Source organism: Xanthomonas dyei (assembly GCF_002939865.1).
GTDB classification, from domain to species: domain Bacteria; phylum Pseudomonadota; class Gammaproteobacteria; order Xanthomonadales; family Xanthomonadaceae; genus Xanthomonas; species Xanthomonas dyei.
The window spans coordinates 302077-326945 of record NZ_MDEE01000001.1 but is presented as its reverse complement, the minus strand read 5'-3'; the positions used below and the strand labels follow the sequence as shown (position 1 = coordinate 326945).

Sequence of the window (24869 nt, the reverse complement as noted above, 5' to 3'; positions counted from 1 at the left end):
AACCAGGGCCCGGGATGGGGCCCAATCCATGGAATGGGTTCGGGGAGAACACGAATGAAGAAGAAAGACGTCGCCAGGACTGTCCTGGCCTCGGCGTTGGCTGTGGCGTTGACTGCATGTGGCGGCGGTGGTGGCGGAGGCGGTATTCGTCCGACCACGCCGACGGCACCGCCACCGACCTCGCCGCCGCCGCCGCCGCCCACCTCACCGCCGCCGCCTCCACCGCCGGTCACTGCACCGACACCGGAACCGGCAATCGACGCGCATCTGGCGTTGACCAATGCACGTGCCGCGCAGGCGCTGGGTTTCACCGGCGCGGGCTATCGCATCGGTGTCATCGATAGCGGCATCAATACCAATCATCCGGCCCTGCAGGGGCGGGTGAGCGACAGCTTCCTTTATGTCGACCCGCGCACCAACAACGTTGCCGTGGGCGATGTGCTCGGGCATGGCACGGTTGTCGCCGAGCTGGCGGCCGGGCGTGCGGTGGGGCAATGGCCGGGCGGTATTGCGCCCGGTGCGGGCCTGGTGTCTGCGCGCATCATCAGCGACCGCGCGCCGGTGGACGATGGCACTGGCCAAGGCAATGAAGTCGACGGGCCGCTTGGTCTGGGCCCAGTGCATGCCGATCTGATCGGCGCCGGTGTGCGCATCATGAATAACTCATGGGGCGGCCTGTATTGGAACGACCCGACGGTCACCAATCAGATCGCGCAGGAATATCGCGCCTTTGTCATCGGTAACGATGGCCTGGTGGTGTTCGCTTCGGGCAATGAGTCGCGGGCGCAGCCGTCCGACACGGCGGCGCTTCCCAGCCAGGTGGGTCCGAACGGCACGCTTCCGGCGGCAGACCTGGAGCGCGGCTGGCTAGTGGTCGGCGCGCTGGACACCGCCAACCCCACCCAACTGGCGTCGTATTCCAACGCGTGCGGCGTGGCGATGCGGTATTGCCTGGTGGCACCGGGCACGTCGCTATTTATCGACCCCGATGCAACCGCCAGCAACATCACCTATTTCTATGGCAGCGGCACCTCCTTCGCCGCGCCGCTGGTCTCGGGCGCGGCGGCATTGGTGTGGCAGGCATTTCCGTATTTCAACAACGATCTGGTCCGACAGACGTTGTTGGGAACGGCCACCGATCTGGGCGCGGCCGGCGTCGATCCGACATTCGGTTACGGCCTGCTCAACGTGGGCAAGGCGGTACTGGGGCCGGCGCGGTTTGACTGGGGCACGGTGGATGTCACGGTCAATACCTTACGGTCGACCTGGGCCAACGACATCAGCGGTAGCGGTGGATTGACCAAACGTGGCACAGGTACGTTGGTGTTGGGCAGCGACGCCAATACCTTCACGGGTGACACGCAGGTGCTGGGCGGTACCTTGCAGACGGCCAGTCTGCAAAGCGCGCGGGTGGGGATCGCCAACGGGGCGAGCCTGGTCGGAGCTGGCAGGGTCGGCGGCCGCGTCGACAATGCCGGCACGTTGCAGGTCGGCAGCGCGTTGCTCTCAGTCAACGGCAACTACACCCAGGCCAGCAACGGCCGTTTGTCGTTGAATGTAGGCGACCGTGTGAATGTCGCCGGCACCGCGACCATTGCAGGCGACCTGCAATTGCTTGGCCGGCGCAATTACGTCGTCGACAACACGATCTATCCGGTGCTGCAGGCGACCAATGGCTTGCAGGGAACCTTCGCCACGCTCAGTAGCGGGCCGGCGGTGACCTTCCTCAACGCCACTCTGAGCTACGACACCAACACCGCGTTCGTGTCGCTGCAGCGCATGGATGTCACGGCCGTCGCCGCATCGCTGGGCGCAATCGGCACGGCATCGATGGAGTCGGCAATTCGCGTCGAACAGGCGTTTCAGAAGGTCGATGCGCAGCAGCTGCAGGGCAACGGTGGCATCAGCGGCGACTTCATTCGTGCCGCGGCGGCGTTGCAGCAATCACCCGATGCCAAAACCGCAGCGGATTCGCTGCGCAGTCTGTCTGGACGTGCGCATGCGGCCTCTGCGGCGATGACCTTCGACACCATCGATCTGGACCGGCGCGCGTTGGCGGCGCATTTCGATGGTCTGTCGCAACAGCCGCGCCTGCTGGGCACCTGGCAGCGTGCACTGGGCGGGCCGGGCGAGGGTGGGGTGACCACCGCAGGATTCGCTACCTCCGGCTGGATGATGGGCAACGATCTGCGTTTGGCGTCTGGTGCGGTCACAGGCTTTGCTTTCGGCGAAACACGTTCCAACAGCCTTGGCGATCTGGATGGCGCACGCGGCCGCGATCGGCAGGTGCAGGCGCAGTTGTACTGGGGCACCACGCTGGGATCGGCGTATACGCTGGGCCAGCTGGGCTTCGGTAACGTCAACCGGCAGATCGAGCGCACCCTGCAATTGGGCGAAGACCGCAGCAGTGCCTTCAGCGATTACAGCGGCAGCTATCTCAGCGGCAACCTGGAAACCGGGTATCGCTGGGGCCATGCAGCTGCGTCGCTGACGCCGTACATGGGCCTGGATTACGTGCGTCTGCGTAGCGAAGGGTTCCGCGAAAGCGGTGGCGATGGTTTCGGTCTGCGTGCCGATGCAAGCACGTCCTCGCGTACGCAACTGCTGGCCGGCATGCGTTCGGCCTATCGCTGGCGCGGCCTGCAGTTGGGCGGTTATGCCGAATGGCAGCAGGCGTTGAGCAGCCAGGGGTTGATGCTGGATGCCAGCTTCATCGGTGTGGAGGCATGGGCGCCGCTGCGCGGCATGCAGCCGGCGCGCTCGGGCGGTGTGTTCGGCATTGCGGCCTCGGCGCCGTTGGGCCAGCAGAGCCAGTTGCGTTTCGGCTACGACCAACGCGTGGGCGAGCGCGGCGACGACCGCGCGGTGAGCCTGAAGTACAGCGCCGATTTCTGATCGGTGTGCATGACGCCCGGGTGCAATGCCCGGGCGTCATGCGTGCGTCGGCGATTGCGTCAACGCATGTGTCGTCATCGCACAGGTCGTCGAACACGGCCCGCGCGTTGGCGTGCTTATTCGCCGCGCAATTTATGCAAAAAACGCGGTGCGGTGCGGCCCAGCGGCAGTTTGAGTTTGCTGATGGCCTCGATGCGCGTTTCGGCAATCTGGTCGGCTGCCTGCTGCGGCGACACGTTCAACTGCGTGGACAGGTCAAAGACCTTTTCCAGATTGTGATAGATGCTGCGGATCAGGCGCATGGCGCGTTCGCGGTTGTAGCCGTCGATCTCCAGCGACACATTCATCACCCCGCCGGCATTCACCACGTAATCGGGCGCATACAGAATGCCGCGCTTGTGCAGTTCTTCGCCGATGGCGGCGCTGGCGAGCTGGTTGTTGGCGGTGCCGCAGATGATCTTGGCCTTGAGCTGCGGCAGCGTGTTCTCGTTGATCGCACCTTCCAGCGCGCACGGTGCGAACACGTCGGCCGGCACCTGATGGATTTCGTCCGGGCGCACGGCTTCGGCGCCGTACTCGGCCACCGCGCGATCCACCAGCGCCTGATTCAGATCGGCCACATAGAGCTTTGCGCCGCGTTCCTTGAGCAACTTCACCAGTTCCATGCCGATGTGGCCTAGGCCCTGGATCGCGATACTCGCCTTGCCCACTTCTTCGTGACCGAGCTTGCGATTGAGCGAGGCCATCAGCGCCTGCAAGGCACCGTAGGCGGTGAAGGGCGCCGGGTCGCCGGAGCCGCGATGCACCTGATGCACGCCGGTGACGTACTCGCTTTCCAGGTAGATCTGTTCCATGTCGTTGACGTCGGTGCCGACATCTTCGGAGGTGATGTAGCGCCCGCCCAGGGTGTCGACAAAACGGCCGAATGCGCGAAACAGCACCTCGCTCTTGTCGGTTTTGGGGTCGCCGATGATCACCGCCTTGCCGCCGCCGACATTCAGCCCGGCCAGCGCGTTCTTGTAGGTCATGGTGCGGCTGAGTCGCAGCGCATCGGCGAGCGCCGCCTCGCTGTTGGGGTAGGGGCGCATGCGCACGCCGCCCAACGCTGGCCCGAGCCGGGTGCTATGCAGGGCGATGATGGCCTTGAGGCCGGCGTCGCGGTTGTGGCAAAAGATCACCTGCTCGTGACCGGTGGTATCGAGGGTTTCGAAAAGCATCGAAGGCTCCGCGGGGCTGCGTGATGTGCCTCCCCTGGCCCCGGGCCTGGACCCGTGCAATGGGGAAACAAAAAAGCGACGTCTGCAGACCCTGTCCGATCACGTCGCGCTGCAACATTTTAAACCACGTCGGCAGGGCGCAGTGTATGAATCTGTTCACCAATCCCGATAGCGTTGCTGTCGGAACCACAGCGTCGCCAGCCACTTGGTCCCGGCGGCCACCGGCAAGCCGGCATGCAGCGAATCAGGATCGGGTCGGCCGTCGGCGTGCAGGTTGTCGAAACACACCAGCGACCCCGCGCCGGGCTGCACGCTGACGCCAGCGACCGGGAAGTCGGTTTCGCCACCTGCTTCGACCGCATTGAGATAGACGCAGACGGTGCGCTGCCGATTGCCGGCAGCGGGACGATCTGCAGCGATCCTGCTTGCCGGCAGGTAGTCGCGATGCGCGCGGTAGTGCTCCCCTGGCGCATAACACAGCACCGATAACGGCTCGGCGTGCCTCAGTGGCAGCCGTGCGCAGGCGGCCAGCCGCGCCTGCGCGGCGCGGGCGGCGAAATCTTCCAGAATCGGGTCAAGCGTGGCGCCGCGGCTGGTACGGATCGGCGTGCGCTGGCTGCTTGCATCGTCCGGATCGACCACCTGGGACGCACGCAGGTGCGGGCGTGCCAGCAGGATCAATAGCCGGCACTCGTCGGCGGACAGCACCGCGGAGTGCCTTTCGATCGTTGGACACTGGTGGAGCCGCGTCGGCGCGCTGCGTGGGGTGAAGTGGATGTGCTCGCGCGCGCTGTCATCGACCGCATCGGGGGGCGCCACCTGCACGTCGGGCAGGGCCGAGACACCCAGTGGCTGCAGTTGCTGGAGCAGTTGTTTTGCTGCGTCTGGCTGAGCGGTAACGCCTTCGCCGCGCAGCAGGCGCTCGGCGAGCAGCACCGCGGCTGGTATGTCGCCGGCCGATGCAGCCTGCTCCAGCAGGTGCACGCATTGCTGTTGCTGCTGCGGATGATCGATTCGACCGGATTGAATGGCTAGCGCACGCAGCGCCGGCGGGTAGTGTGCCGCCGCAGCCGCGTGCAACCGCGCATGCGCTTGCGTTCCCAGTTGCAGAGCGTCCTCGCCGACAGCCAGCGTCGCCAGCAGGTAAGACGCTGCAGCCACGCCGTTGCGCTCGGCGTGTTGCCAGTACGCGATGGCCTGAGCGACATCCACTGGACCGCCGATGCCGTAGGCCAGCATGCGGCCGGCTTCGATCTGGGCGGTGGCATCGCCTGCGGCGGCGCCACGGGCATACCAGGTCAGGGCCTGTTCGGTCTCACCGGCGCGAACCAGCGCCTGCGCCAACGCATTGATGGCCGCGGGCTGTCGGCCTTGTGCGGCGAGGGTGAGCTGCGCGAGCGACGAGGCGTGCATGGCTGCATCCTAATCCGTGAGCCGGCGCAACGCGATCAGCTGTCTGCTGCGAGTGCCAGCTGGGTCAGATACAGGCGCAGGTCGAATTCGAGCTGGTAATAGTCCGGGGTCATGTGGTTGCACAGGTGATAGAAGGCCTTGTTGTGATCGGCTTCTTTCAGGTGCGCCAGCTCGTGGGCGACGATCATCTGCAGGAAGGGCTCCGGCGCATCGCGAAACACCGAGGCAATCCGGATTTCGCGACTGGCTTTGAGCCGGCCGCCGTGCACGCGCGAGATGGCCGTGTGCGTGCCCAGCGCATGCTTCACCACCTGCAGGTGGTTGTCGTAAATCGCCTTGTGCAAGGTGGGCGAGGAGCGCATGTAGCGCTCCTTCATCGCCTTGACGTAATCGTACAGATGGCGATCGGTGCGAATGCTGTGCCGCTCCGGATAGCGCCCCGCCAGGACCGCGGCGAGCTTGTCCTGTGCGATCAGCTCGCGCACCTGATCCAGGACGGCGGGCGGGTAACCGGTGAGATAGCGAAGAGTGTCCATGGCGATCGACTGCTGCAAGAGCTGCATGATCGCCGATGCTGGCGAATCTGTCTTAACCGTGAGGAGCAGGCGCGCTGCAGAGCGTTCGGATGGTTCCCGACGATTGCGGTCAATGACATCAGTTTCATGCAGGGAAGCGCGATCAGCTCCCCTGCTGCGTGGTCGCTATCGACTCGATCAGTGTTGAAAACAGCATTGATCGCGAGTTGCCTGGTGACGTCGACGAAGCGTCAACGTGCAGTGTCTTTGCAGGAAACCCGTGCGCTGTTAGCGCTGAACGCCGTCTGCGTGTGGCGGTATGTGTCAGCTGTATTCACGAACGCGGCACATGCGGATGGGTAGCGTGCAGCGCATGTTTTGCGGCGATGTGTCGCAAGCACACGATCGAACAACGGCGCCATGCCGGTTTAGGAGACAACAACATGATCAAGTGGGCCATTATTTTCGCCATCATCGGATTGATTGCCGGTGCGCTCGGCTTCGGCGGGATGGCAGGCGCTGCGATGGGAATTGCCAAGTTCCTGTTCTGGGCCGGCATCATCATCGCCATCGTGCTGTTCGTGCTGGGCATGACGATCGCCAAGAAGGTGACCTGACGTCCAGCGTGCAGCCGGATAGCGTCTTGCTGCGAGCTGCACGTCTGCAAGCAAAAGAGCGGCCACTGGCCGCTCTTTTTTGATCAGCGCGTTGTACAGCGCGATAGTTGAAGGCGATCTCGACCGCAACTATCCGACAAACTTGAGTTAGACGCCGGTATCGTCAGCAGTCATATGCAGCGCGATATTGAGCTGGTCGACGGTCACGATCCAGTCGGCATCGTCGAGACGTTCTTCACGCAGCAGCTGCGCTTGTGCGGGCGTCCAGAACGGCGCTTCTTCCAGCCGAACATCGCCCGGCAATGGCGAATGGTCGGCGATGAAGTTGCGAATACTGGCCTCATCGGAGGCCAAGCCAAGCTGGGCGAACAGTTCGGAGAACGGGTGGACAGGTTGTTCCATGGCGGATCCTTCGTGGGTGCGGATGACGGGTGCGGATGACTGAATGTTAGAGCACTCAGTTTGAGGGCACCGTGCACGGCCGGCTTGGATTTGCCTGCGCCAATGACCATCTATCTAGCCTGACCGGATAAGGGTGAGGCGATCATGGCGACTGGATGGGCGGGTGATGGGGCAGTGCAGGACCAGATCGATGCCACCGTCGAAGACGCGATCAAGCGTGCGCGCAGTCAGCTGCACCAGGGGCCAAGTCTGACCCAGTGCGAAGCCTGCGATGCGCCGATTCCCGAAGCGCGACGCAAGGCCGTGCCTGGCGTGCATTTGTGTGTGAACTGTCAGCAGGCGCATGACCTGGAGCAGGGCGCGCAAAGCGGCTTCAACCGTCGCGGCAGCAAGGACAGCCAGTTGCGCTGAGTGCCTTGGCGCACTCGCATGCTGCCGACGCCTCGGCTGACCCTTACACGAGTGTGGACGAGAGCGAGTGCTCTGTCAGACGGGCAGACGTTCCAGCAATTTGCGGCTGCCGATCACAGCATCAGCACTCTGTGCGCCCGTTACCGGCTCAGTGCGCATGAAATCCGCTGCTCTCGCGCCACCGGCGCGTGGTGCGCTGGAAAAACAGGCTGTTGGGGACCTGCAGCACGCTGCCCGCATGGTCGCCGGTTTCTTCCAATGTCGTGTAGATCACGTTGATATCGATCACCCGTCCCTTCAGGCCGGGCTTGTCGCCACCTTCGAGCAGCTCGATGTGATCGTGCAGGCGGAACGGGCGTGTGGTGATGATCAGGAAGGTGCAGAAGATATTGGATAGCACGCTCCATGCGGCGAAAAACGCCACCGCGCCGACCGCGGCAAAACCGGTGAACGCCGTCCACAGCGTTTCGCCAGAGAGACCGGCAACGTGCAAGACCATCAGCAACGCGCTGGTCGAAATGATGAAACTGCCAACGCGGCGAATACCGATCATCATCTCGGCGGGCACGTTGTAGCGCGTGCATACGCGTCGCAGCAATTGCCGCAATAACAGGCGTAGCAAGCCCGCCAAGGCAAGTATCAGAACGACTTTGATCGTTGGCACTGCGACTGCCAGCCACTCCGGGTTCCAGTGAGGCAGCAGGCTGCGGATCATGGCGGGTAAGGGGTCGGACACGGACATCGGATCGTGCAGAAGCGGAGTGAATATCCATTGTAACGGCGCAACCCGGACGCGACAGGTGCAGGGGATGAACGTCTGCGCGTCGGAATGCTCGGCTGGTTGCGCGTGCTACCTCTACAACGCGCACCCGGGAGGCCTTTTCTGGCGACGGTGACGCGTGTGCACGCAGGCGCATCGACGGTGTCGTTGTGTCGCGACTCCTATCACCGGCATGGTGTAGACGACGCAGCAAGTCGCAGATCTTGCGCTATCAACGTCCCACAACATGCAGTGAGCACTCCTCAGGTCAGTGCCGATCACGCGCGTCATGCGTCACCAAGACCGCTAACCGCTTCAACGTCTGCGCAATCGCGTGGACAGGGACCCACTGATCCGGCCTGATGGCAGCGATGCAGGACCCCTGCGTCGAACGATTCTGCAATAAGCACGCATCGATCCGGCTAGGCGTCAGCCTGAGCTGCACTGCGTCCAGTCGCTGCGCTTGGGGGCAGTGAGGCGTGCACAAGGCCAGGGCCAGTCCGAGCAGCTGTGGCATGACGATCTCCAACGTAAACCAGGCGCTACACCGCGGTGGCGCCGGCGGGCGGCGCCACCGCGGCGCAGGAGTGCGCCATTGCAGACTTGGATGCGGCCGGCCGAAAGGTTTAGAGCCGCGAATATGCGTACTGCGCTTACCGGCAGGCGGCCGTGGCTGGGATTGGCAGGGACTACCCGTACGCCCGGTTCTGAGTGCGTTACCTGCGCGCCACCTGACGACTGCTCGCCACGCTTTGTCTGCCGCTCTCGCAGTGGTGATCGGCTACTGCGCTGAGTATTAGCGAACACTGCAGCGATTGCAGTGGTGGGACGGCTGTTTTCCCCGGATCCAGACGTGGGGCACCGCCAGCACACCAGCCAGGGCTCGCGCCGTTCTGCGGGTTTTAAAAAAAGTTGGCGCGGGTTTAAACCATTGCGCTGCCCGGCGCATCCAACTGGCTATGCTCGACACCTCCGTGCCCATCGATGCCCTGCCTTGTGCCACTCCTGCCGACCGCGACGACGCGGCGTTGGCGCGTGCGGCAGCGGCTGGTGAGCGTGCAGCGTATGAGGCGATCTATCGGCGCCACTCGCCGCGGCTGTATGCGCTGGTCTGGCGCTTGTGTGGCGGCAATGCCGCGCGCGCCGATGACGTATTGCAGGACACCTTCATCGCCGCGTGGAAGGCATTGCCGCAGTTTCGCTTCCAGAGCGCGTTGGGCACCTGGTTGCATCGGCTTGCCGTCAATACCGCGTTGATGGAGCTGCGCGCACGGGCGGGGTTTGGCGATCATGCCAGTGACGACACCGATGCGATGCTGGCGGCAGTTCCCGACGCAGCGGGTTGTCACTCGATCCGGATGGATCTGGAGCGTGCCCTGGAAACGCTGCCGCCGCGCGCCAGGGCGGTGCTGGTGCTGCACGACATCGAGGGCTGGAAACACCAGGAAATTGCCGAGCAGCTGCAGATGGCAGTCGGCAGTTCGAAGGCACAACTGCATCGCGCGCGCGGCCTGCTGCGCGCCCGGCTTGGAGAACACGCATGACCCCCGACCACCCCGATCGCATCGACGCCGAGTCCATGGCCGAAGACGCTGCGCTGCGCGCGCGCTTGCAGGCATTGCCGCAGCAGCGTCAGCCGCCCGCGCAGGTATGGGAGCGCATCGCACCGGCATTGCTGCCGCACGCCACGGAGGTGGCACGTCGGCCGGGTCGTCGTCGCTGGGCGATGCCGGTGCTTGGCGTCGCGTTGGCGGCGGCCGTGGCCTGGGTCGCGGTGGTGCCTGGTCTCAGGCAACACACATCGCCGCTGCCTCCTGCGCAGCCGGCGCTCGTCGCGCAGGCGCAGGCGCTGGCCGGGCAATACCAGCAAGCCATTGCCGAGGTTCCGCTGCAGCAGGTGCCGGTCGATTTGCGCCCTGAGCTGGACGAGCTGGATCAAAGCACACAGGCCATCCATGCGGCCATCGCGCAGAGTCCGCGGTCCGCTTTTTTGTTATCGCAACTGCAGCGCACCTATGCCAAGCGGCTGCAACTGACCCGTCTTGCCTCTCAGGGCCAGACCCCCTTTCTAAGTTGAGGACCATGCTCATGCGCTACGCATCTGTTTCCCTGTTGTTGTTGGCTGCGGTGTGCGCCGCACCGGCGGTGGCGCAAACTGCGGTCAACCAGAGTCATCCGTTGGCACGCGGCGGACGTGTGGAGCTGGAAAACATTGCCGGGCAGATCCGCGTGCGTGGTTGGGACCGCGACGAGGTTGCGCTGACCGGGACCTTGGGCGAGGACCAGCGGCTAAAGGTCGATGCGAGTTCGAACCGGCTGCAGTTGGAAGTGATCTATCCGCGCACCAGTCGCAGCGGCAAGGGCGCGCAGCTGGAGTTGCGCGTACCGCGGGCCGCCATGCTGCAGGTGGATGCGGTCAGCGCCTCGGTGGACGTAGATCAGGTCGATCTTGCACGGCTGCAGCTCAAATCCGTCAGTGGCGATGTGGTGGCCCGCGGCCGCGCCAAGGAGGCGCAGCTGGAGACGGTTAGTGGGACGTTGCGCAGCACGGTGAGCAGCGGGCGGGTGACGCTGGGCACGGTCAGCGGGCAGATCGATGCGCAAGCCGGTGCCAGCGGCATCGTGTCGGCCGAGTCCGTCTCCGGCGATATCCGGATCGGTGCGGGGCAGGTCTCGCAGTTGCGTTCGCAGAGCGTGTCCGGCTCGACCGCAGTGACGGTGACCGGGTTGGCCCCGGGTGGCAGTATTTCTGCAGAGAGCGTCAGCGGGACGATCACGCTGGGTGTGCCGCGCAACGTGTCGGCGGCGCTGAATGTGGAGGTCTTCAGTGGCGACATCCGCTCGATGGCCGGGCAGGTCGAACGGCCGGAATACGGCCCCGGCAAGAGCCTGCGTGCGGCGCTGGGCGGCGGCAATGGCGATATCAAACTGGAGTCGCACTCGGGTTCGGTGCGTATCGACTACAGCAACTGATGCCGAAAACAGACGTGCCACCTTGCGGTGGCACGTCGGTAACACTTCAAAGCAACCCTTGGCGGCAACTGTCGCGAGCGCGCGCTGCGATGCGGGCGCAAGTGATAGCGTGCTCGCTGCTTACGCGATCTTGTCGCCGTCGTTGCGGGCGGGGCCGAAGTTGGTGGTGAGCACTTCGATCCGGCCGCCGGTCTTGCGGAACGCGGCGATGTCGGCAGCGATGCGCTCACGACTGAGCGGCTGCGACTTGCCTTCGCTGCGAGCGATGCTGGGCTGGGATTTCTGCTTGGTCGCGGGACGTGCCATGTGGCCTCCTGTAGCGGGGAAGTGCAATGACACCGCGTGCGGCCAGGGTGGTGCGCGCGAAAGCCGAAAGCGGTGTCGAGAAGTGCGATGGCGTTCGGTGCGCAATCGCGATGGCACGACGGGCGTGCCTTGCTGACACGACGGCGGGGCGTCAGGCAGCAACCAAGCATTATAGGCGCTGAGCGCCGATTTGTGTTAACCGTCCGACGGGCGGGCGCCCTGTGCCGCCGCCCATGCCAGGCCCTGCACCACGCCGAACGAGGGGTCGCCATGCACCATGCGCGATTCCGGGAAGGCCGCCGCCACGGTGTCGCGGATATAGCCGGCGCGCGACATGCCGCCCGTCAGGAACAAGGTGGCCGGTGGCGCGGCCAGGTCGGCCCGTACCTGCGCAAGCAAACCTTCCAGTTCGCGCAGATAGCTGGAAGCGGACGCCACCAGTGCGCTGGCCTGCACATCCACGCCCAGCCCGCGCTCAATGAAGTCCAGCGATGCCTGATGCTGGTCGAGCTCGCTGAGCGCGATCTTGCAGGCTTCCACGCCGCGATACAGGCGCGCGGTATTGCCGGTGTCCTGCAATGCCTGCAGGCGCTTGTCGAACGGGGCAGGCACGTCCTGGTATTTGTGCAGGCGGAATTCGCGTTGACGGGTCATGTCCTGCACCATCGCCGCTTCCACATAGTGGTGCGCCGGCACGCGGGTGATGCCGCGGCCGAACAGCGGCATGTAGGCGGCGAGACTTAGCGCCAGATCGATATCGGTACCGCCGCGCGGAATGCCCCAGGCGCGGTGCACCTGCGGCGGGGCACTGCCGCCGACGCTGGCATGCGCGATGTCGGTGGTGCCGCCGCCGATGTCCACCACCACCGTGTCGTGCCGGGTGTCGTGGCTGACGTGATAGTGCATCGCGGCCGCTGCGGGTTCTTCGAGAAACTCAACGCTGTCGAAACCGGCGCCGATGGCGGCGGTCTGCAAAATCTCCAGCGCTTGTGCATTGCCGGCTTCGCCGATCGAACTGCGAAATTGCACCGGGCGGCCGAGTACGGCGTTGCGGATGTTGAGATCGAACTGGCGCGAGGCGGTGAGACGGATATGTTCCAGCACGTGCGTGGCGATGCCGGTGATGGTCTGGCGCGCGCGCGGGTGCAGGTTGTAGCCCAGCATCGACTTGGGGCTCTGCACCAGATTGCCTTCGCCTTCGAGGAAGTAGGCATCCAGCGCCTCGTCGCCGTACACCGCGTTTTGCAGCAGTGCTGCGGAACTGCGCGGCTCGCGCACCTGCTCTTCCATCCATTGCCGGCGCACGATGCGCAGCGCCTCGCGGCGCAGGCTGTCCTGATTGGGGGTACGGCCGGCGGCAACGGCATCGCGGCGGGCGGAGTCGATCAGGCGCTCCATCTCGTATTCCAGCGCGGGCGTGAGGCTGAAATTCTCCGGATCGCGCATGGTGTCTGGGAAATACACCGTGGTGCGGAACTGCAAGGCCTCGCCAAAACGCACCGGTTCGACCTTCCCATCGACGATCGCCGCGGCGGCGGAGTTGCTGGTACCGAAGTCGATGCCGAGTTTCATGCACAGTGCCTGAGAGCGGGCCGCGCACTGTACTACGGCTGCCGCATCCGCCGTCCAGACCGGCGCGCAGGCGTTGCGCCCAGGCCCAGGCGCCGCCTACCAAGTGGCACGCGGCGCAGGGCATCAGGCCGCGATGTCGTCGACGTGGCCCTGGTTCAGTTCGTCGGTGGTGGCTTCGCGTACCTCCACCACTTCCACCGCGAAGTGCAGGGTCTGACCGGCCAGCGGGTGATTGCCGTCCACGGTCACCTGCTCCGGGCCGACGTCGGTCACGGTCACCAGCACCGGACCCTGTTGCGTGCGGGCTTCGAACTGCACCCCGGGCACGACGTCGACATCGGTGGGGAAGGCATCGCGCGGCACATGTTGGATCAGCTGATCGTGACGTGGGCCATAGCCTTGCTCGGGCGCCACGTCGGCGGTGAGCGTGTCGCCGACGCGCCTGCCATCCAGTGCCTGCTCCAGGCCGGGAACGATGTTGCCGGCACCGTGCAGATAGCTCAGCGGGGTGTCCGGCGTGGAGCGGTCCAGTACCTGGCCGCTGTCGTCGGAAAGAGTGTAGTGAATGGTCGCAACGCGACCCTGGCTGATTTCCATTGGAAACCTCCATGACGGGTAATCGAGGGGAGCGCATCGGCTGATTCACGATGCCAAGAGATGTTGCCCGCACACCGTAGGCAATCAACGCCGGTGATGCAACCGTGGCTGCAGCTGCGGTTGGGGCGAGGATCAGCTTGGTGCAGAGCGTGGCATGGCCATGCTGCGACGCAGTGCCTTGCCCCGCGGGCACATGTGATGTGCGTGCAGTTCGGCTCGCTATCTTGTCCGCGCCGATACATTGGCGGCCCACGTGCTGGTTCGAGGTGCTGCGCCACTATCACTAAAAACGCCGCACGTTGCGCACCGATCGCGTGCGCGTCAGGCGCCTGTGCGCGTGCTCAATCGGTCTGCTCTCCACGTTCGATCTGTGCGCGGCGCGCGCGCCAGGTTTCCGGTGTCTGCGGTTTGATGAACAACGCGGTGAGCTCGGGATGCTGGCGCTTGGCTGCTGCTTCGATACGCCCGACGCAGGCTTCGATCTGCGGCGTGGTGCGGCTGTCTTCGAACTCGGCGCTGAGCGCTGCAACTACCTGGTTCGGGCCCATCTGCATGGTGAGCACACCGTTGGCGGCGCGCACATCCGGGTCGCTGGCGGCAATGCGCAGCAGCGACTCGGTGACATGCGCATGCGCGGGCTCGCCGATCAGCAAGCCCTTGGTTTCGCGCGCCAGCAGGAACGCGGTGAAAGCGAGCACACCGGCAATGCCGATCGATGCGATGCCGTCGAGCTCGGGCATGTCGAACAACTGCGCGCCGGCCAGGCCAAGCAGTGCCATGAACAGGCCGATCAACGCGGCGCTGTCTTCCAGCAAGACGGTGAAGGTGCTGGGGTCCTTGCTCTGGCGAAACGCCTCGAAATAGCCCATGCGGCCCTTTTTGGCGCGGAATTCGCGTAGTGCCACCACCCAGGAAATGCCTTCGAACACGATCGAGACACCGAGCACGCAATAGGCGACAAGATGGCTCTTGGCCGGCTCGGGATGACGCAGATGCACGATGCCTTCGTACAGCGAGACGCCCGCGCCCATCGCAAAGACCAACAAGGCGACGATGAAACTCCAGAAGTACAGTTCGCGTCCGTAGCCGAACGGGTGCGTGGGCGTGGGCGCTTGCGCAGCACGACGCAAGCCGTATAGCAGCAACACCTCGTTGACGGTGTCCACCAGCGAATGCACCCCTTCGCTGAGCATGGCCGAGCTGCCGGAAATGCCTGCCGCAATGAATTTTGCCACTGCGATGGCCAGGTTGCCCGCCAGTGCGACGTAAACCACCAGGTGCGAGCCCTTGGGTTTTGCAGGGCTGCTCGGGCCCGCATCGCTGGGGCCAGCGTCGGCGTCACCAGGGGGTGTGGCGCGCGGTGTGGGGGACTCTGGCTGGTTGGACACGTGCGACCTGCGGGGTATTCGATAAGCACGGCACTATCGCGCCGCGGCCGTGCCGGGTGCGTGATCGCAGCGCCGGGGAGCTACAATCCACGCCCGTTTCGATCAAGGACTCGCATGTCTAGCGTTCCCGCCTGCCCGCAATGCGGCCAGGACAACACCTATGCCGACGGCGCGTTGTCGGTTTGCGCGGAGTGCGGTTTCCAATGGAGTGCGGGCGACGCCGCCGCGAGCGCGACGGTCGTGCGCGACAGCAATGGCAACGTGCTGCAGGCCGGCGACACGGTGACGGTGATCAAGGATCTCAAGGTCAAGGGCGCGTCGATTCCGCTCAAGCAAGGCACGGTGATCCGCAATATCCGCCTGGTCGAAGACGATGCCGAGCATATCGAAGGCAACTCGGAAAAGATCAAGGGACTGGTGCTGAAGACCTGCTTTTTGCGCAAGGCGTGAGCGTCACCCGCTGGTAAATCGCTCGCGCAGGAATGCGCTTGTGCGCGATGCGGGCAGCTGCACTGCATCGCGCGCGCTCCCGCGGTGCAATGCAGCGCCTGTCTTGCAGGCGCGATCAATCGCGCGGATAGACCGCGGCCACCATGCAGCTCTGGCGCATCTGCGCAAACTGCCCGCCGCGCGTGGTGCTCAGGTCGCCTTGCTGGCCCGTCCCGACGCCTGCGCCGGCAAGGCCGATTTCGTCGAGGACATCGACCTTGTCGCCGGGATTGCCGCAGATCGCATTCAAGCCCATGCCGGACACGAAGCGGATGGGGGGTGCGCTGCTGAGTTCGCGGCAGCTATCCATCAACTCGACGCGATAATGGCGATGCGTGCCGGGATGGCGTGGCGACACTTCCACCACCAGGCCCTGCGCGTCTTCCGACCATGCGCGCAGCATGCTGGGATTGAAGCAGTAGCTGGACGCGCCGGCGAAGTTGCGACGACGCGCCTCGCGCACGCTGACGCCTTCCAGCGTGGGCACACCGTCGCGGTCGCGCTGCCGGGCAATACCGGCGTAGTCGCGCGCGCTGAGCGTGGTGACCTGGCTGATGGCGCACCGTTGCTGCCCGACGCTGACAAACGCCTGTGCGCCATTGCAGACCCAACCGTGCGGCGCGAGCAGATGGGCATCTGCCTGCGCGGCGAGCTGTGGGCAGTCCTGCGCCAACTGCAGGCGGAACAGGCGTCCGTCGTGTTGTGCGACCGCGAGCGTGCGCGCATCGGCCTGATGCAATTCCGTCACCTGGCGCGCATCCAGGCAGTCCGCGCTTGGCGGCGCAGGACGCGTTGTTTGTGCCGATGCATCGGCCATGGTCCATGCGACAACATTGATGCCGAACAAAACCGCAGCGAGCAGGCGCATCACCCACATCCTTGGCAATGAGGTAGCCGCATCATGTGCCAGCAGCGCTGTGCTGACAATCGTGCTGCCCGCAGCGACAGATCAGCCCGTTACCACGCGGCGTTACGCAGCACGCAGCACGCAAACAGCACTGCCGTTGCCGCCTGGGCAGGCAGCGCGCCGATAGCGCTCATGGCGTTTCAGGCGGATCCGAATTCAGTACCTGCAGCTTGGCGCCGGTGGTCTCGGGCAGGATGCGCTGGTCGGTGGCGACCAACACCACGCCAGGGGTCAGCAGCGGCAGCAGCCCGGCCAGAAATGCGGGCGGCACCTGCAGGCGCGCGATGGTGGCGGCGTCCAGCGCCTGCCCTGCGGCGGTGGTACTGCCGGGAATGCCGATCCGCATCCAGTTGGGCATGCGCTGACCGGGCAACCCGGGTAGGTCGCCCGGCAAAAAGCCCTGGCCGACGATGAACGCCTGCGTGCCCAGCGGCGCGGCGCCGGGCTGTGCATGCAAGGCAACCTGCGCGCGGCCGATTTCCACACCGTTGCGGTAGACCACCAGTTGCTGGTCGGTGCTGCTGATCAGCATGGAGATCGGGCCGGTCGGTGCCAGGTCCGGCTGCCAGGCAAATGCCTGGCCGTTGGGCAGCGGCAGCAGGGCGCGCTCGGCGCCGGTGGTGGGATCGATCGGGCTGAGCGCGCGCGGATGCACCACATCGTCTGCACTGATGCCGGCCTGCGCGACCACCACCACCATGCCCATGTTGGAATTGTCGAACAGCAATCGCGCAAATTCTGACGGCAGATGCACGCAACCGTGCGATTCCGGATAGCCGGGCAGGCCGCCGGCGTGCAGGGCGACGCCGTCCCAGGTGAGCCGCTGCTGATACGGCATGGGGGCGGCGTTGTAGATGTTGGAGCGGTGGTCCTTGTCCTTCTGCAGGATGGTGAACACACCGGTCGGCGTTTCGTGCCCGGGCTTACCGGAACTGATGGTGGACACGCCGATCAGGATGCCATTGCGATACGCATAGGCGCGTTGTTCGGTCAGGCTGACGATCACCGCCATCGGCCCCCAGCCTTTGCTGACGCCACCCCAGATCCATTCGCCTGGTTTGAGCTGCGTGGGCAAGGTATCGGCAGGGCTGGACTGGTGCGCGCCCCAGAACGGCACGGCGAGCGCTGGCCCGCCGATCAGCAGCGTGCAGCACAGAGCAAACGAGAGAAAGCGGCGCATGGGTCGTCCAGCAACAAGGGCTGCCTGGATGCTAGCGGCATGCGATGTGCGCGTCATGTGGCGATGCTGCGGTGTCGGCGCGCAATGCGAACCTTGGCTGCACACGCAGGACGTCCAGTTGGCTGGTCTGCGGTGGTCGTGCCGCACTGCATCGCGCACTGCGCGCGCGCGATGCATTCGCTGCCCGATCACCGCCGCGTCGTTGCAGCGGTGATCGGGCGAGCCGTGGTCGGACTCAATCCGCCAGTGCGGGGTAGTCCGTATAGCCCTTGGCGCCACCACCGTACAGCGTGGTCTGGTCGACTTCCGTCAGCGGCGCGTTCTCGCGCAGGCGACGCACCAGATCCGGGTTGGCGATGAACGGGCGGCCATAAGCGATCGCATCGGCGTAGCCGCTGCTGATGGCCTGTTCGGACATGCCGCGGTTGTAGCCGTTATTGGCGATCCAGGCACCATCGAACTTGGCACGCAACGCGGCGTAGTCGAAGGCGATGTTGTCGCGCGGGCCGCCGGTGGCGCCTTCGATCACATGCACGAAGGCCAGCCCACCGATCAGGTTGAGCCGCTCCACCGCACGTTCGAACAAGGGCTGCGGATCGGAGTCGTGCGCGCCGTACACCGGAGTCACCGGCGACAAGCGCACGCCGGTGCGCTCGGCGCCGATTTCGTCGGCGATGGCCTGCACCACTTCGCTCAGCAGGCGCGTACGGTTTTCGATGTCGCCGCCGTAAGCGTCGGTGCGCTTGTTGGAGCCATCGCGCAGGAACTGATCGAGCAGATAGCCGTTGGCGGCATGCACTTCCACACCATCGAACCCGGCATCGATCGCATTGCGTGCGGCGATACGGTAGTCCTCGATCAATGCGGGGATTTCATCCAGCGCAAGTTCGCGTGGTTCGGACACATCTTCGAAGCCGTTCTTGGTGTAGGTCTTGCCTTCGGCGCGAATGGCGCTGGGCGCAACCGGTACTTCGCCCGGAGGCAGCACGCTGGTATGCGAGACGCGGCCGACATGCCACAGCTGCAGCACGATCTTGCCGCCACGGCGGTGCACTTCATCGGTGACTGCGCGCCAGCCTTCGACCTGCGCCTGGGTATGGATGCCGGGGGTGTCGAGATACCCCTGGCCGAGCGGACTGATCTGCGTGCCTTCGGCCACGATCAGGCCGGCGGTGGCGCGCTGGCCGTAATACTCGGCGGCGAGCGGCGAGGGCACCTGGCCGGCGCCGGCGCGGTTGCGCGTCAGCGGCGCCATGATCACGCGGTTGGCAAGATCCAATGCGCCCAGGCGCACCGGGGAAAACAACGGAGATTCAGTGGATTTGGACATCAGCAACCAGTTCGAGTTGAAGCGCGCCAAGCGCGGCACCACGCCGATCGCGGTGCCCCACAGCGATGGTGGCGGACCCAAGCAGATTCGAGCGACGTCAATAGGACACTGCGTCCCCGCATCGCGCCAAACCGGTCGAACTGTGATGTGCTGCGGATTGGCGCTGAACCGTCATCGGCCGCCGCCTTTCGTTGGTTGCTGCATTGCACAATAATAAGCCGCCCCGTCATTCTGGAGTCGGGCATGTCCGATATCGATCCCTCAACGCCGCGCGTGCCACGGCGCGATTACGTGCTGATCCTGCTTGCGCTGGCGATGGGCGGTTTTGCGATCGGCATCAGCGAGTTTTCCACGATGGGCCTGATGACGCAGATCGCGCAGGGCCTGCAGATCAGCGAGCCGCAGGTGGGTCATGTCATCAGCGCTTATGCGCTGGGTGTGGTGGTCGGCGCGCCGTTGCTGGCGATTCTGGGCGCGCGCTGGCCGCGCCGCACCTTGTTGCTGCTGCTGATGGTGTTCTACGCGCTGGGCAACATTGCCAGTGCGTTGGCGCCGAGCTACCACACGATGTTGCTGTGTCGCTTCATCGCTGGCCTGCCGCACGGCGCGTATTTCGGCGTTGCCTCTCTGGTTGCCGCTTCGATCAGCCCGCCCAATCAACGCGCCACCGCGGTGGGGCGCGTGCTGCTGGGCTTGAGCGTTGCCTTGCTGGTGGGCAACCCGCTGGCGACCTGGCTGGGGCAGATCGTGAGCTGGCGCTGGGCGTATGCGTCGGTATCGGTGATCGCGTTGGGCACGGTCGCGGCGGTGGCCGTATTGTTGCCGCCTGCGCCGGACGAGCCGCGTCAGCAACCACTGCGCGAGCTGCGTGCGTTCAATCAGCCGCAGGTGTGGCTGGCGTTGGCGATCGGCGCGGTGGGGTTCTCCGGGATGTTCTGCGTTTTCAGCTATCTGGCACCAACGTTGACCGCGGTTACCGGCGTTGCGCCTGCGCGCATTCCGCTGGCGATGGCCGCATTCGGCGTCGGCGGCGTGCTTGGCAGCATCCTGGGCGGGTGGTTGTTCGACCGCATGCAGTTCCGCGCGGTGCCGGTGCTGTTGGTGTGGTCGATCGTGGTGATGCTGACCTTCCCGTTGGCCGCGCACTCGGGGCTGTGGGTGTTCGTGTCCATCGTGGCGGTTGGCACGATGGGCGCCCTGGCACCAGCGTTGCAGACCCGCCTGATGGATGTGGCCGCTGAAGCGCAGACCTTGGCCGCAGCGTCCAACCATGCCGCCTTCAACACCGCAAATGCCTTGGGGCCCTGGTTGGGCGGCATGGCGATCACCGCGGGCTGGGGCTGGACCTCTACCGGGTATGTGGGTGCAGCGACTGCACTGGGCGGGTTGCTGGTCTACGCGCTGGCGGTATGGCAGGAGCAACGCCAGCGCACGTTGGTGACCAACTGCTGAGTGGTTGACCCATGCAGTTGCGCTTGATGACGGGCGTGCGCTGCGCTGCTTGAGGCGCGTGCGGATGTTGCTTGTACCCCTTGCATCTTTGATGCATGCAACGCGCGCTCGTCGACCGCATGATCGGCTGATCAACGCGACGCTGCGCTTGCGTTCGCTGTGTGCATGGAGGTGGGCACAGCATGCACGCAGCGCATCCACGAGCACCTCACAGCGGTGCGTCGAGACTGCCCGCAGTGCAACCGGACCGAACAGTGCCATGACCGAATTCACTCCACCGCCGTGGAAGCGTCCCAATCCCAAGCGAAAAGCTGCCTCTACACCGTTGACCGAGGCACAGAAGGCCGCCGCGAAGCAGCGTGCAGAAGAGGCCGGGCGGCCGTATCCCAATCTGATCGACAACATGTGGGCGAGTCGGCAGCCGAAAGGGTCTTGATGCGTCGTTGCCAACGATGAATCGCAATTCATCGGCCGCACGATGGCGTGAGGACGATGCCCGTATCGCTCACATGCCGGTTATGGTCGCGCCGCCAGGATGCAATCGTACACAAGGTCACGGCGGCGCAATCAACGCATCGATTGCGCTACTCCCCGAAAGCCAGCGCATTGCATTCCTGCAGCGCCGGTGAATCCAACAAGGAGCGACACATGAGCATTCAGAGCAAGACCGAGCATAGCCTCAACGACCTCATCGCCATTTCCCGCGACGGCAAGGACTTCTACGACGAGGCCGCTGCCAAGGTTGGCGATGCAGAGCTGGCGACGTTGTTCCGCCGCATTGCCGGGGTCAAGACCGACATCGTGAGCAGCCTGAGCAGCGTGGTCGTATCGGCTGGCGGTACGCCGGAAAAGCACGGCACCATGGTGGGCAGCATGCAGCAGTTCTACGGCAAGGTGCGCGCAACGCTTGGCGACACCAAGTACGGCTACGTGGCCGAGCTGGAAGAATCCGAAGATCGCCTGCTGAAGGCCTTCGATGAAACCATCGCCGATGCCGATACGCCGGCCGCGGCACGCGACGCCGCACTGCGCCTGCTGCCGGAAGTGCGCGCATGTCACGACGTGATGCGCAACCGCAAGCATGCAATGAAGAACGCCGCATAACACGGCAGCAAGAACGAGGTGCATCGGCATTGATGCAGCTCTCGGAGTAAATCGATACAGGCGGGAAACGGGTAGCGCAAGCTGCCCGTTTCTTTTTGTGCGTGCGGCATGCCGCCAGCGATCTGCTGATCACGTCGCCAGATCGACAGTGCCGTTCCACGCTGATGACGTGTTCCACGTCGGCGCAGGATTGCGTGGCGTATTCGCACACGCATCGGGTCTGCTAGTATCCGCCGCCCTTCTTCAGCCAGGCCCGCGCAGGCGGTCGTGGAATCACTCCATGAAGCAGCAGTTTCTATACCTGTCATCGGCCGAAGCGCAGTTGTCGCTGGGCCTGGGGGAAGAGAAGACCACCGAGCGGCTGTTCTTTGCGGTGATGGCCGATGCGGCCACCGCCGCGTGCGCAGCTGGCATCGCCGCTGGGTTGCTGCAGAGCGGGCAGGTGGATGGCAAACCGCTTGGGCGCGAGCGGCTGCATGTGACCTTGCATCATCTGGGCGATTACGCCGGCGGGCTGCCGCCCTCGTTGGTGAGCCGTGCCAGCCAGGCCGCCGAGCGGGTGGCGATGGAGGCCTTTGAGGTCGAGTTCGATCGCGTCGGCACCTTCGGTGGGCGGCGCTCGCAACTGCCGTGCGTGCTGCGTGGCGAAGAACGCGTGCGCGGGCTGTATGCGTTGCAGGGGGCGCTTGGCCGTCAGCTGGCGCATGTGGGCATCGCCGGCGATGCGCAGTACACGCCGCATATGACGCTGCTGTATTGCAACCAGGCCTTGCCGCAACGCCGCTGCGACGCGCTTGCCTGGACGGTGCGCGACTTCGCGTTGGTGCGCAGCTTTCTTGGCCAGTCGCGTTATCAGATCGAAGGCCGTTGGCCGCTGCGTTGAGCCGCAACGGTGTGTGCAGACGCGCGCGCACGCGGTAGCCTGCGTGCATGGATGCCACCACACCTCTGCCGTTGCATGCCGACCATCTGGCCGCGTTGGAGCAGGCTTATGCCACGCCGCCGCGCGCCTACCATCACTTCGGCCACGTGCGCGCGCTACTGCAGCACTACGCCGAGGTGGCTGCGGGGCCGGGTTGGCGGCAGCCGGCGGAGGTCTGGCTGGCGGTGCTGTTTCACGATGCGATCTATCAGCCCGGGCGCAGCGACAACGAAGCCGAATCTGCGCAGTGGGCGATGGACTGCATCCCGCGCTGGTGGCCGCAGGCCGCGGTGGATCTGCAACGCGTGCAGGCGCTGATCCTGCTCACCGCGCGTCATGGGCAACTGCAACCGCAGGATGTGGACGAGGAAGCGGCGCTGTTCCTGGATTGCGACATGGCGATTCTGGCCGCGCCCGCCGCCGTCTTCGACGCTTACGACCGTGCGATTGCCGAGGAGTACCGGGGCCATGTGCCAGCGTTGCTGTTCCGGCTCAATCGCCGCCGCTTCCTGGCCGGGCTGCTGAAGCGCCCGCGCATTTTTCTGAGCGACTATTTCCACGCGCGCGTCGATGCGGCAGCGCGGGACAACCTGCGTCGCCGGTTGGGTCGCTGAGCCGGCGCTTCCGCGGCGCGCCGCTTCAATTAGGAGCAGCAGATGCGCACGCTACAATGGCCGCATGCACGACAGCACCGCATCCGCCGCCGATCCCCGCCCGCAACCGCCGCAGGCACCGGCGCCCAACGAATGTTGCGAAAGCGGCTGCCCGTTGTGCGTGCACGATCTGTACGCCGAAGAACTGACGCGTTATCGCCAGGCGCTGGCCGCCTGGGAAGCCCGTCAGACGGAACAGGCGCGATGAGCGAAGCGTCGCGCTTCGCGGCGAGTGCCGGAACGATTATCTTTGGACCACTTTTCCCGATGGTGCGACATGCGACGACTTGAACGATGGAGCGCGCTCTGCGGCGCGGCGGTGTTGACGCTGTCGGGAGTGGCCGCCGCGCAGGCTCCGGAACCGGTTAGCCACGGGCGTTTCGAACAGATCCCGGTGTTGATGCCCAAGGGCGAGCCGCAGCGCGTGGTGATCTGGCTGGCGGGCGCAGGCAATGCCGGCACGCGTCAGGCCCAGGCGCAAGCCCTGCGCGACGATGGCGCGATGGTGGCGGTGGTGGACACCGCGCATCTGTACGCTGTCCTGCGCAAGGTTGGCGGCACGTGCGCGTTTTCGGTGGGCGATGTGGAGAACTTCTCGCGCTATCTGCAGGCCTTCTATCACATCCCCACCTACCGGCTGCCGTTGCTGGTGGGCGATGGCGAAGGTGCGGCGCTGGCCTACGCCATCGGCGCGCAGGCCAGGCCGCATGTGCTGGCCGGGGTGCTGACCGATGGCCTGTGCCCGGCCACCGTGTCCGATCAGGCGATCTGCCAGCCGGGTGTGGCTCCGGGTAGCAATCGCCTGGTTCCGGTGACGCTGCAGATTCCGTGGGTGCTGGCCGGCAGTCAGGACAAGCGCTGTCCTGCGGCAGCCGAAGATGCCTTCCTCAAACAGATTCCGCAGGCCCGCACCTTCAAGCGGTCCGCGCAGGGCGACATCCTGCCGGGCCTGCGCGCCGCCGTCCGTTCGCTGGGCGAGCAGAAGGGCGTGGCCTTGCCGCCTCCGCCAGGCGGCCTGACCGACCTGCCCGTGGTCGAGTTGCCGGCCAAGCCGGACGGCGACAGCGACGACGACACCTTCGTGATCTTCGTGTCCGGCGATGGCGGTTGGGCCGGGCTGGACGAGGAAGTGGCCGCCGCGCTCGCCGCGCAGGGCATTCCGGTGGTCGGGCTGGACTCGCTGCGCTACTTCTGGACCGAGCGCACGCCGCAAGGCTTCGCCAACGACTTGGACCGCATTGCGCGCGTCTATGCGCAGCGCTGGCAGCGCAAGCGCGTGGTGCTGATCGGCTTCTCGCAAGGTGCCGATGTGTTGCCGGCGGCGATCAACAAATTGCCGGCGGAGACCAGGCAGAACATCCGCATGACCGCGTTGTTGTCGGTGGGCAAGCTGGCCGATTACGAATTCCATGTCAGCAACTGGTTGGGCTCGGACGACGAAGGCCTGCCGATCGCGCCGGAAGTACAGCGTCTTCCGGCCGGAACCACGGTGTGCATCTACGGCAAGGACGACGACGATGCGTTGTGCCCGAGCCTGCCTGCGCAGACCGCCAAGCGCGTGGCGCTGCCGGGCGATCACCACTTCAAGGGCGACTACGCCACCCTGGCCAAGGTGATCATGGAGCAGATGCACGGCTTGTCGAAACCCTGAAAGTGCAGGGCATCGCAACGATGCCCCTGCCACCGGTCGCTGCGGCTCACCTGCCGAACGTAAGAGCGCCCGACAAAACGACCGCGCCCATCGCAAGGCGGGCGCGGCCGGTGTT

26 protein-coding genes are annotated in these 24869 nt (G+C 65.2%); 14 read left to right on the top strand and 12 right to left on the bottom strand.

What is annotated here, in order from left to right; genetic code table 11:
• Positions 1 to 54 precede the first annotated feature (54 nt).
• Positions 55 to 2895 carry an autotransporter serine protease gene (locus XdyCFBP7245_RS01480; RefSeq protein ID WP_104614057.1) on the top strand — a complete coding sequence of 947 codons (2841 nt, stop codon included), beginning with the start codon at positions 55 to 57 and terminating at the stop codon, positions 2893 to 2895.
• A gap of 116 nt (positions 2896 to 3011) precedes the next feature.
• Here XdyCFBP7245_RS01480 and XdyCFBP7245_RS01475 read toward each other — a convergent pair whose 3' ends face one another.
• The 3 genes from XdyCFBP7245_RS01475 to XdyCFBP7245_RS01465 form a co-directional block, all read right to left on the bottom strand.
• Positions 3012 to 4112 carry a Glu/Leu/Phe/Val dehydrogenase dimerization domain-containing protein gene (locus XdyCFBP7245_RS01475; protein WP_104614056.1) on the bottom strand — a complete coding sequence of 367 codons (1101 nt, stop codon included), beginning with the start codon at positions 4110 to 4112 and terminating at the stop codon, positions 3012 to 3014.
• 156 nt (positions 4113 to 4268) lie between these two features.
• Positions 4269 to 5525, bottom strand: coding sequence for a 2OG-Fe(II) oxygenase (locus XdyCFBP7245_RS01470; RefSeq protein ID WP_104614055.1), 1257 nt, complete (start codon positions 5523 to 5525; stop codon positions 4269 to 4271).
• A 35-nt stretch (positions 5526 to 5560) separates the two neighbouring features.
• On the bottom strand, positions 5561 to 6088 hold the full coding sequence (locus tag XdyCFBP7245_RS01465) for a YgjP-like metallopeptidase domain-containing protein (RefSeq protein WP_104614054.1): 528 nt from the start codon (positions 6086 to 6088) through the stop codon (positions 5561 to 5563).
• A gap of 395 nt (positions 6089 to 6483) precedes the next feature.
• Between XdyCFBP7245_RS01465 and XdyCFBP7245_RS01460 the strand changes: the two genes are divergently transcribed.
• Complete coding sequence (locus XdyCFBP7245_RS01460; protein WP_003489471.1) at positions 6484 to 6657, top strand: DUF1328 domain-containing protein; 174 nt, start codon at positions 6484 to 6486, stop codon at positions 6655 to 6657.
• A 147-nt stretch (positions 6658 to 6804) separates the two neighbouring features.
• Here XdyCFBP7245_RS01460 and XdyCFBP7245_RS01455 read toward each other — a convergent pair whose 3' ends face one another.
• The gene (locus XdyCFBP7245_RS01455; RefSeq protein ID WP_104614053.1) at positions 6805 to 7059 is read right to left on the bottom strand and encodes a DUF2789 domain-containing protein; all 255 of its coding nucleotides are present in this window, start codon (positions 7057 to 7059) and stop codon (positions 6805 to 6807) included.
• 144 nt (positions 7060 to 7203) lie between these two features.
• Between XdyCFBP7245_RS01455 and XdyCFBP7245_RS01450 the strand changes: the two genes are divergently transcribed.
• On the top strand, positions 7204 to 7470 hold the full coding sequence (locus tag XdyCFBP7245_RS01450; protein WP_104614052.1) for a DksA/TraR family C4-type zinc finger protein: 267 nt from the start codon (positions 7204 to 7206) through the stop codon (positions 7468 to 7470).
• A 148-nt stretch (positions 7471 to 7618) separates the two neighbouring features.
• On the opposite strand, the gene XdyCFBP7245_RS01445 is transcribed toward XdyCFBP7245_RS01450, so the two are convergent.
• Entirely contained in the window at positions 7619 to 8212 is a 594-nt protein-coding gene (locus XdyCFBP7245_RS01445) for a mechanosensitive ion channel domain-containing protein (RefSeq protein WP_104614051.1), read from the bottom strand.
• 977 nt (positions 8213 to 9189) lie between these two features.
• Between XdyCFBP7245_RS01445 and XdyCFBP7245_RS01435 the strand changes: the two genes are divergently transcribed.
• The 3 genes from XdyCFBP7245_RS01435 to XdyCFBP7245_RS01425 are packed head-to-tail and all read left to right on the top strand — an operon-like array spanning position 9190 to position 11203.
• On the top strand, positions 9190 to 9774 hold the full coding sequence (locus tag XdyCFBP7245_RS01435) for an RNA polymerase sigma factor (RefSeq protein ID WP_104614049.1): 585 nt from the start codon (positions 9190 to 9192) through the stop codon (positions 9772 to 9774).
• Positions 9771 to 10307 (top strand): hypothetical protein, encoded by a 537-nt coding sequence (locus XdyCFBP7245_RS01430; RefSeq protein WP_104614048.1) that lies wholly within the window; start codon positions 9771 to 9773, stop codon positions 10305 to 10307. The genes XdyCFBP7245_RS01435 and XdyCFBP7245_RS01430 overlap by 4 nt, the downstream gene beginning before the upstream one ends.
• 11 nt (positions 10308 to 10318) lie before the next feature.
• Entirely contained in the window at positions 10319 to 11203 is an 885-nt protein-coding gene (locus XdyCFBP7245_RS01425) for a DUF4097 family beta strand repeat-containing protein (RefSeq protein ID WP_104614047.1), read from the top strand.
• 120 nt (positions 11204 to 11323) lie between these two features.
• On the opposite strand, the gene XdyCFBP7245_RS01420 is transcribed toward XdyCFBP7245_RS01425, so the two are convergent.
• The 4 genes from XdyCFBP7245_RS01420 to XdyCFBP7245_RS01405 all read right to left on the bottom strand — a co-directional run bounded on the left by XdyCFBP7245_RS01420 (position 11324) and on the right by XdyCFBP7245_RS01405 (position 15066).
• The gene (locus XdyCFBP7245_RS01420; RefSeq protein WP_010366034.1) at positions 11324 to 11509 is read right to left on the bottom strand and encodes a hypothetical protein; all 186 of its coding nucleotides are present in this window, start codon (positions 11507 to 11509) and stop codon (positions 11324 to 11326) included.
• A gap of 195 nt (positions 11510 to 11704) precedes the next feature.
• Positions 11705 to 13081 carry an Hsp70 family protein gene (locus XdyCFBP7245_RS01415; protein WP_104614046.1) on the bottom strand — a complete coding sequence of 459 codons (1377 nt, stop codon included), beginning with the start codon at positions 13079 to 13081 and terminating at the stop codon, positions 11705 to 11707.
• Positions 13082 to 13204: 123 nt separating this feature from the next.
• Positions 13205 to 13678, bottom strand: coding sequence for an FKBP-type peptidyl-prolyl cis-trans isomerase (locus XdyCFBP7245_RS01410; RefSeq protein WP_104614045.1), 474 nt, complete (start codon positions 13676 to 13678; stop codon positions 13205 to 13207).
• A gap of 341 nt (positions 13679 to 14019) precedes the next feature.
• Complete coding sequence (locus XdyCFBP7245_RS01405; RefSeq protein ID WP_104614044.1) at positions 14020 to 15066, bottom strand: cation diffusion facilitator family transporter; 1047 nt, start codon at positions 15064 to 15066, stop codon at positions 14020 to 14022.
• Positions 15067 to 15180: 114 nt separating this feature from the next.
• Between XdyCFBP7245_RS01405 and XdyCFBP7245_RS01400 the strand changes: the two genes are divergently transcribed.
• Positions 15181 to 15516 carry a zinc ribbon domain-containing protein YjdM gene (locus XdyCFBP7245_RS01400; protein WP_104614043.1) on the top strand — a complete coding sequence of 112 codons (336 nt, stop codon included), beginning with the start codon at positions 15181 to 15183 and terminating at the stop codon, positions 15514 to 15516.
• Positions 15517 to 15631: 115 nt separating this feature from the next.
• On the opposite strand, the gene XdyCFBP7245_RS01395 is transcribed toward XdyCFBP7245_RS01400, so the two are convergent.
• From XdyCFBP7245_RS01395 to XdyCFBP7245_RS01385, 3 genes are all read right to left on the bottom strand, one after another.
• The gene (locus tag XdyCFBP7245_RS01395; RefSeq protein WP_104614042.1) at positions 15632 to 16432 is read right to left on the bottom strand and encodes a hypothetical protein; all 801 of its coding nucleotides are present in this window, start codon (positions 16430 to 16432) and stop codon (positions 15632 to 15634) included.
• 160 nt (positions 16433 to 16592) lie between these two features.
• A complete protein-coding gene (locus tag XdyCFBP7245_RS01390; protein WP_104614041.1) occupies positions 16593 to 17642 on the bottom strand; it encodes a L,D-transpeptidase in 1050 nt (349 codons plus the stop codon).
• Between the two features lie 235 nt (positions 17643 to 17877).
• Entirely contained in the window at positions 17878 to 18972 is a 1095-nt protein-coding gene (locus XdyCFBP7245_RS01385) for an alkene reductase (protein ID WP_211287628.1), read from the bottom strand.
• Positions 18973 to 19215: 243 nt separating this feature from the next.
• On the opposite strand from XdyCFBP7245_RS01385, the gene XdyCFBP7245_RS01380 reads away from it, so the two are divergent.
• The 7 genes from XdyCFBP7245_RS01380 to XdyCFBP7245_RS01350 all read left to right on the top strand — a co-directional run bounded on the left by XdyCFBP7245_RS01380 (position 19216) and on the right by XdyCFBP7245_RS01350 (position 24754).
• Positions 19216 to 20424: an MFS transporter gene (locus XdyCFBP7245_RS01380; protein WP_104614039.1), complete on the top strand. Its 1209-nt coding sequence runs from the start codon at positions 19216 to 19218 to the stop codon at positions 20422 to 20424.
• A 259-nt stretch (positions 20425 to 20683) separates the two neighbouring features.
• A complete protein-coding gene (locus XdyCFBP7245_RS01375) occupies positions 20684 to 20860 on the top strand; it encodes a hypothetical protein (RefSeq protein ID WP_104614038.1) in 177 nt (58 codons plus the stop codon).
• 212 nt (positions 20861 to 21072) lie between these two features.
• On the top strand, positions 21073 to 21528 hold the full coding sequence (locus XdyCFBP7245_RS01370) for a PA2169 family four-helix-bundle protein (RefSeq protein WP_104614037.1): 456 nt from the start codon (positions 21073 to 21075) through the stop codon (positions 21526 to 21528).
• A 280-nt stretch (positions 21529 to 21808) separates the two neighbouring features.
• Positions 21809 to 22411: a 2'-5' RNA ligase family protein gene (locus XdyCFBP7245_RS01365; protein WP_104614036.1), complete on the top strand. Its 603-nt coding sequence runs from the start codon at positions 21809 to 21811 to the stop codon at positions 22409 to 22411.
• A gap of 47 nt (positions 22412 to 22458) precedes the next feature.
• A complete protein-coding gene (locus tag XdyCFBP7245_RS01360; RefSeq protein WP_104614035.1) occupies positions 22459 to 23064 on the top strand; it encodes an HD domain-containing protein in 606 nt (201 codons plus the stop codon).
• Positions 23065 to 23128: 64 nt separating this feature from the next.
• The gene (locus XdyCFBP7245_RS01355; protein WP_104614034.1) at positions 23129 to 23311 is read left to right on the top strand and encodes an oxidoreductase-like domain-containing protein; all 183 of its coding nucleotides are present in this window, start codon (positions 23129 to 23131) and stop codon (positions 23309 to 23311) included.
• Positions 23312 to 23380: 69 nt separating this feature from the next.
• Complete coding sequence (locus XdyCFBP7245_RS01350; RefSeq protein ID WP_104614033.1) at positions 23381 to 24754, top strand: virulence factor; 1374 nt, start codon at positions 23381 to 23383, stop codon at positions 24752 to 24754.
• Positions 24755 to 24869 lie beyond the last annotated feature (115 nt).

Excerpts from the sequence above, each read along its gene's own strand:
- XdyCFBP7245_RS01455 (WP_104614053.1), bottom strand. The coding sequence starts at position 7,059 with ATGGAACAACCTGTCCACCCGTTCTCCGAACTGTTCGCCCAGCTTGGC.
- XdyCFBP7245_RS01435 (WP_104614049.1), top strand. The coding sequence starts at position 9,190 with ATGCTCGACACCTCCGTGCCCATCGATGCCCTGCCTTGTGCCACTCCT.
- XdyCFBP7245_RS01360 (WP_104614035.1), top strand. The coding sequence starts at position 22,459 with ATGGATGCCACCACACCTCTGCCGTTGCATGCCGACCATCTGGCCGCG.
- XdyCFBP7245_RS01430 (WP_104614048.1), top strand. The coding sequence starts at position 9,771 with ATGACCCCCGACCACCCCGATCGCATCGACGCCGAGTCCATGGCCGAA.
- XdyCFBP7245_RS01465 (WP_104614054.1), bottom strand. The coding sequence starts at position 6,088 with ATGCAGCTCTTGCAGCAGTCGATCGCCATGGACACTCTTCGCTATCTC.
- XdyCFBP7245_RS01365 (WP_104614036.1), top strand. The coding sequence starts at position 21,809 with ATGAAGCAGCAGTTTCTATACCTGTCATCGGCCGAAGCGCAGTTGTCG.
- XdyCFBP7245_RS01450 (WP_104614052.1), top strand. The coding sequence starts at position 7,204 with ATGGCGACTGGATGGGCGGGTGATGGGGCAGTGCAGGACCAGATCGAT.
- XdyCFBP7245_RS01425 (WP_104614047.1), top strand. The coding sequence starts at position 10,319 with ATGCGCTACGCATCTGTTTCCCTGTTGTTGTTGGCTGCGGTGTGCGCC.
- XdyCFBP7245_RS01370 (WP_104614037.1), top strand. The coding sequence starts at position 21,073 with ATGAGCATTCAGAGCAAGACCGAGCATAGCCTCAACGACCTCATCGCC.
- XdyCFBP7245_RS01470 (WP_104614055.1), bottom strand. The coding sequence starts at position 5,525 with ATGCACGCCTCGTCGCTCGCGCAGCTCACCCTCGCCGCACAAGGCCGA.
- XdyCFBP7245_RS01375 (WP_104614038.1), top strand. The coding sequence starts at position 20,684 with ATGACCGAATTCACTCCACCGCCGTGGAAGCGTCCCAATCCCAAGCGA.
- XdyCFBP7245_RS01380 (WP_104614039.1), top strand. The coding sequence starts at position 19,216 with ATGTCCGATATCGATCCCTCAACGCCGCGCGTGCCACGGCGCGATTAC.
- XdyCFBP7245_RS01415 (WP_104614046.1), bottom strand. The coding sequence starts at position 13,081 with ATGAAACTCGGCATCGACTTCGGTACCAGCAACTCCGCCGCCGCGGCG.
- XdyCFBP7245_RS01385 (WP_211287628.1), bottom strand. The coding sequence starts at position 18,972 with ATGTCCAAATCCACTGAATCTCCGTTGTTTTCCCCGGTGCGCCTGGGC.
- XdyCFBP7245_RS01445 (WP_104614051.1), bottom strand. The coding sequence starts at position 8,212 with ATGTCCGTGTCCGACCCCTTACCCGCCATGATCCGCAGCCTGCTGCCT.
- XdyCFBP7245_RS01480 (WP_104614057.1), top strand. The coding sequence starts at position 55 with ATGAAGAAGAAAGACGTCGCCAGGACTGTCCTGGCCTCGGCGTTGGCT.
- XdyCFBP7245_RS01350 (WP_104614033.1), top strand. The coding sequence starts at position 23,381 with ATGCGACGACTTGAACGATGGAGCGCGCTCTGCGGCGCGGCGGTGTTG.
- XdyCFBP7245_RS01420 (WP_010366034.1), bottom strand. The coding sequence starts at position 11,509 with ATGGCACGTCCCGCGACCAAGCAGAAATCCCAGCCCAGCATCGCTCGC.
- XdyCFBP7245_RS01460 (WP_003489471.1), top strand. The coding sequence starts at position 6,484 with ATGATCAAGTGGGCCATTATTTTCGCCATCATCGGATTGATTGCCGGT.
- XdyCFBP7245_RS01355 (WP_104614034.1), top strand. The coding sequence starts at position 23,129 with ATGCACGACAGCACCGCATCCGCCGCCGATCCCCGCCCGCAACCGCCG.
- XdyCFBP7245_RS01390 (WP_104614041.1), bottom strand. The coding sequence starts at position 17,642 with ATGCGCCGCTTTCTCTCGTTTGCTCTGTGCTGCACGCTGCTGATCGGC.
- XdyCFBP7245_RS01410 (WP_104614045.1), bottom strand. The coding sequence starts at position 13,678 with ATGGAAATCAGCCAGGGTCGCGTTGCGACCATTCACTACACTCTTTCC.
- XdyCFBP7245_RS01395 (WP_104614042.1), bottom strand. The coding sequence starts at position 16,432 with ATGTGGGTGATGCGCCTGCTCGCTGCGGTTTTGTTCGGCATCAATGTT.
- XdyCFBP7245_RS01400 (WP_104614043.1), top strand. The coding sequence starts at position 15,181 with ATGTCTAGCGTTCCCGCCTGCCCGCAATGCGGCCAGGACAACACCTAT.
- XdyCFBP7245_RS01475 (WP_104614056.1), bottom strand. The coding sequence starts at position 4,112 with ATGCTTTTCGAAACCCTCGATACCACCGGTCACGAGCAGGTGATCTTT.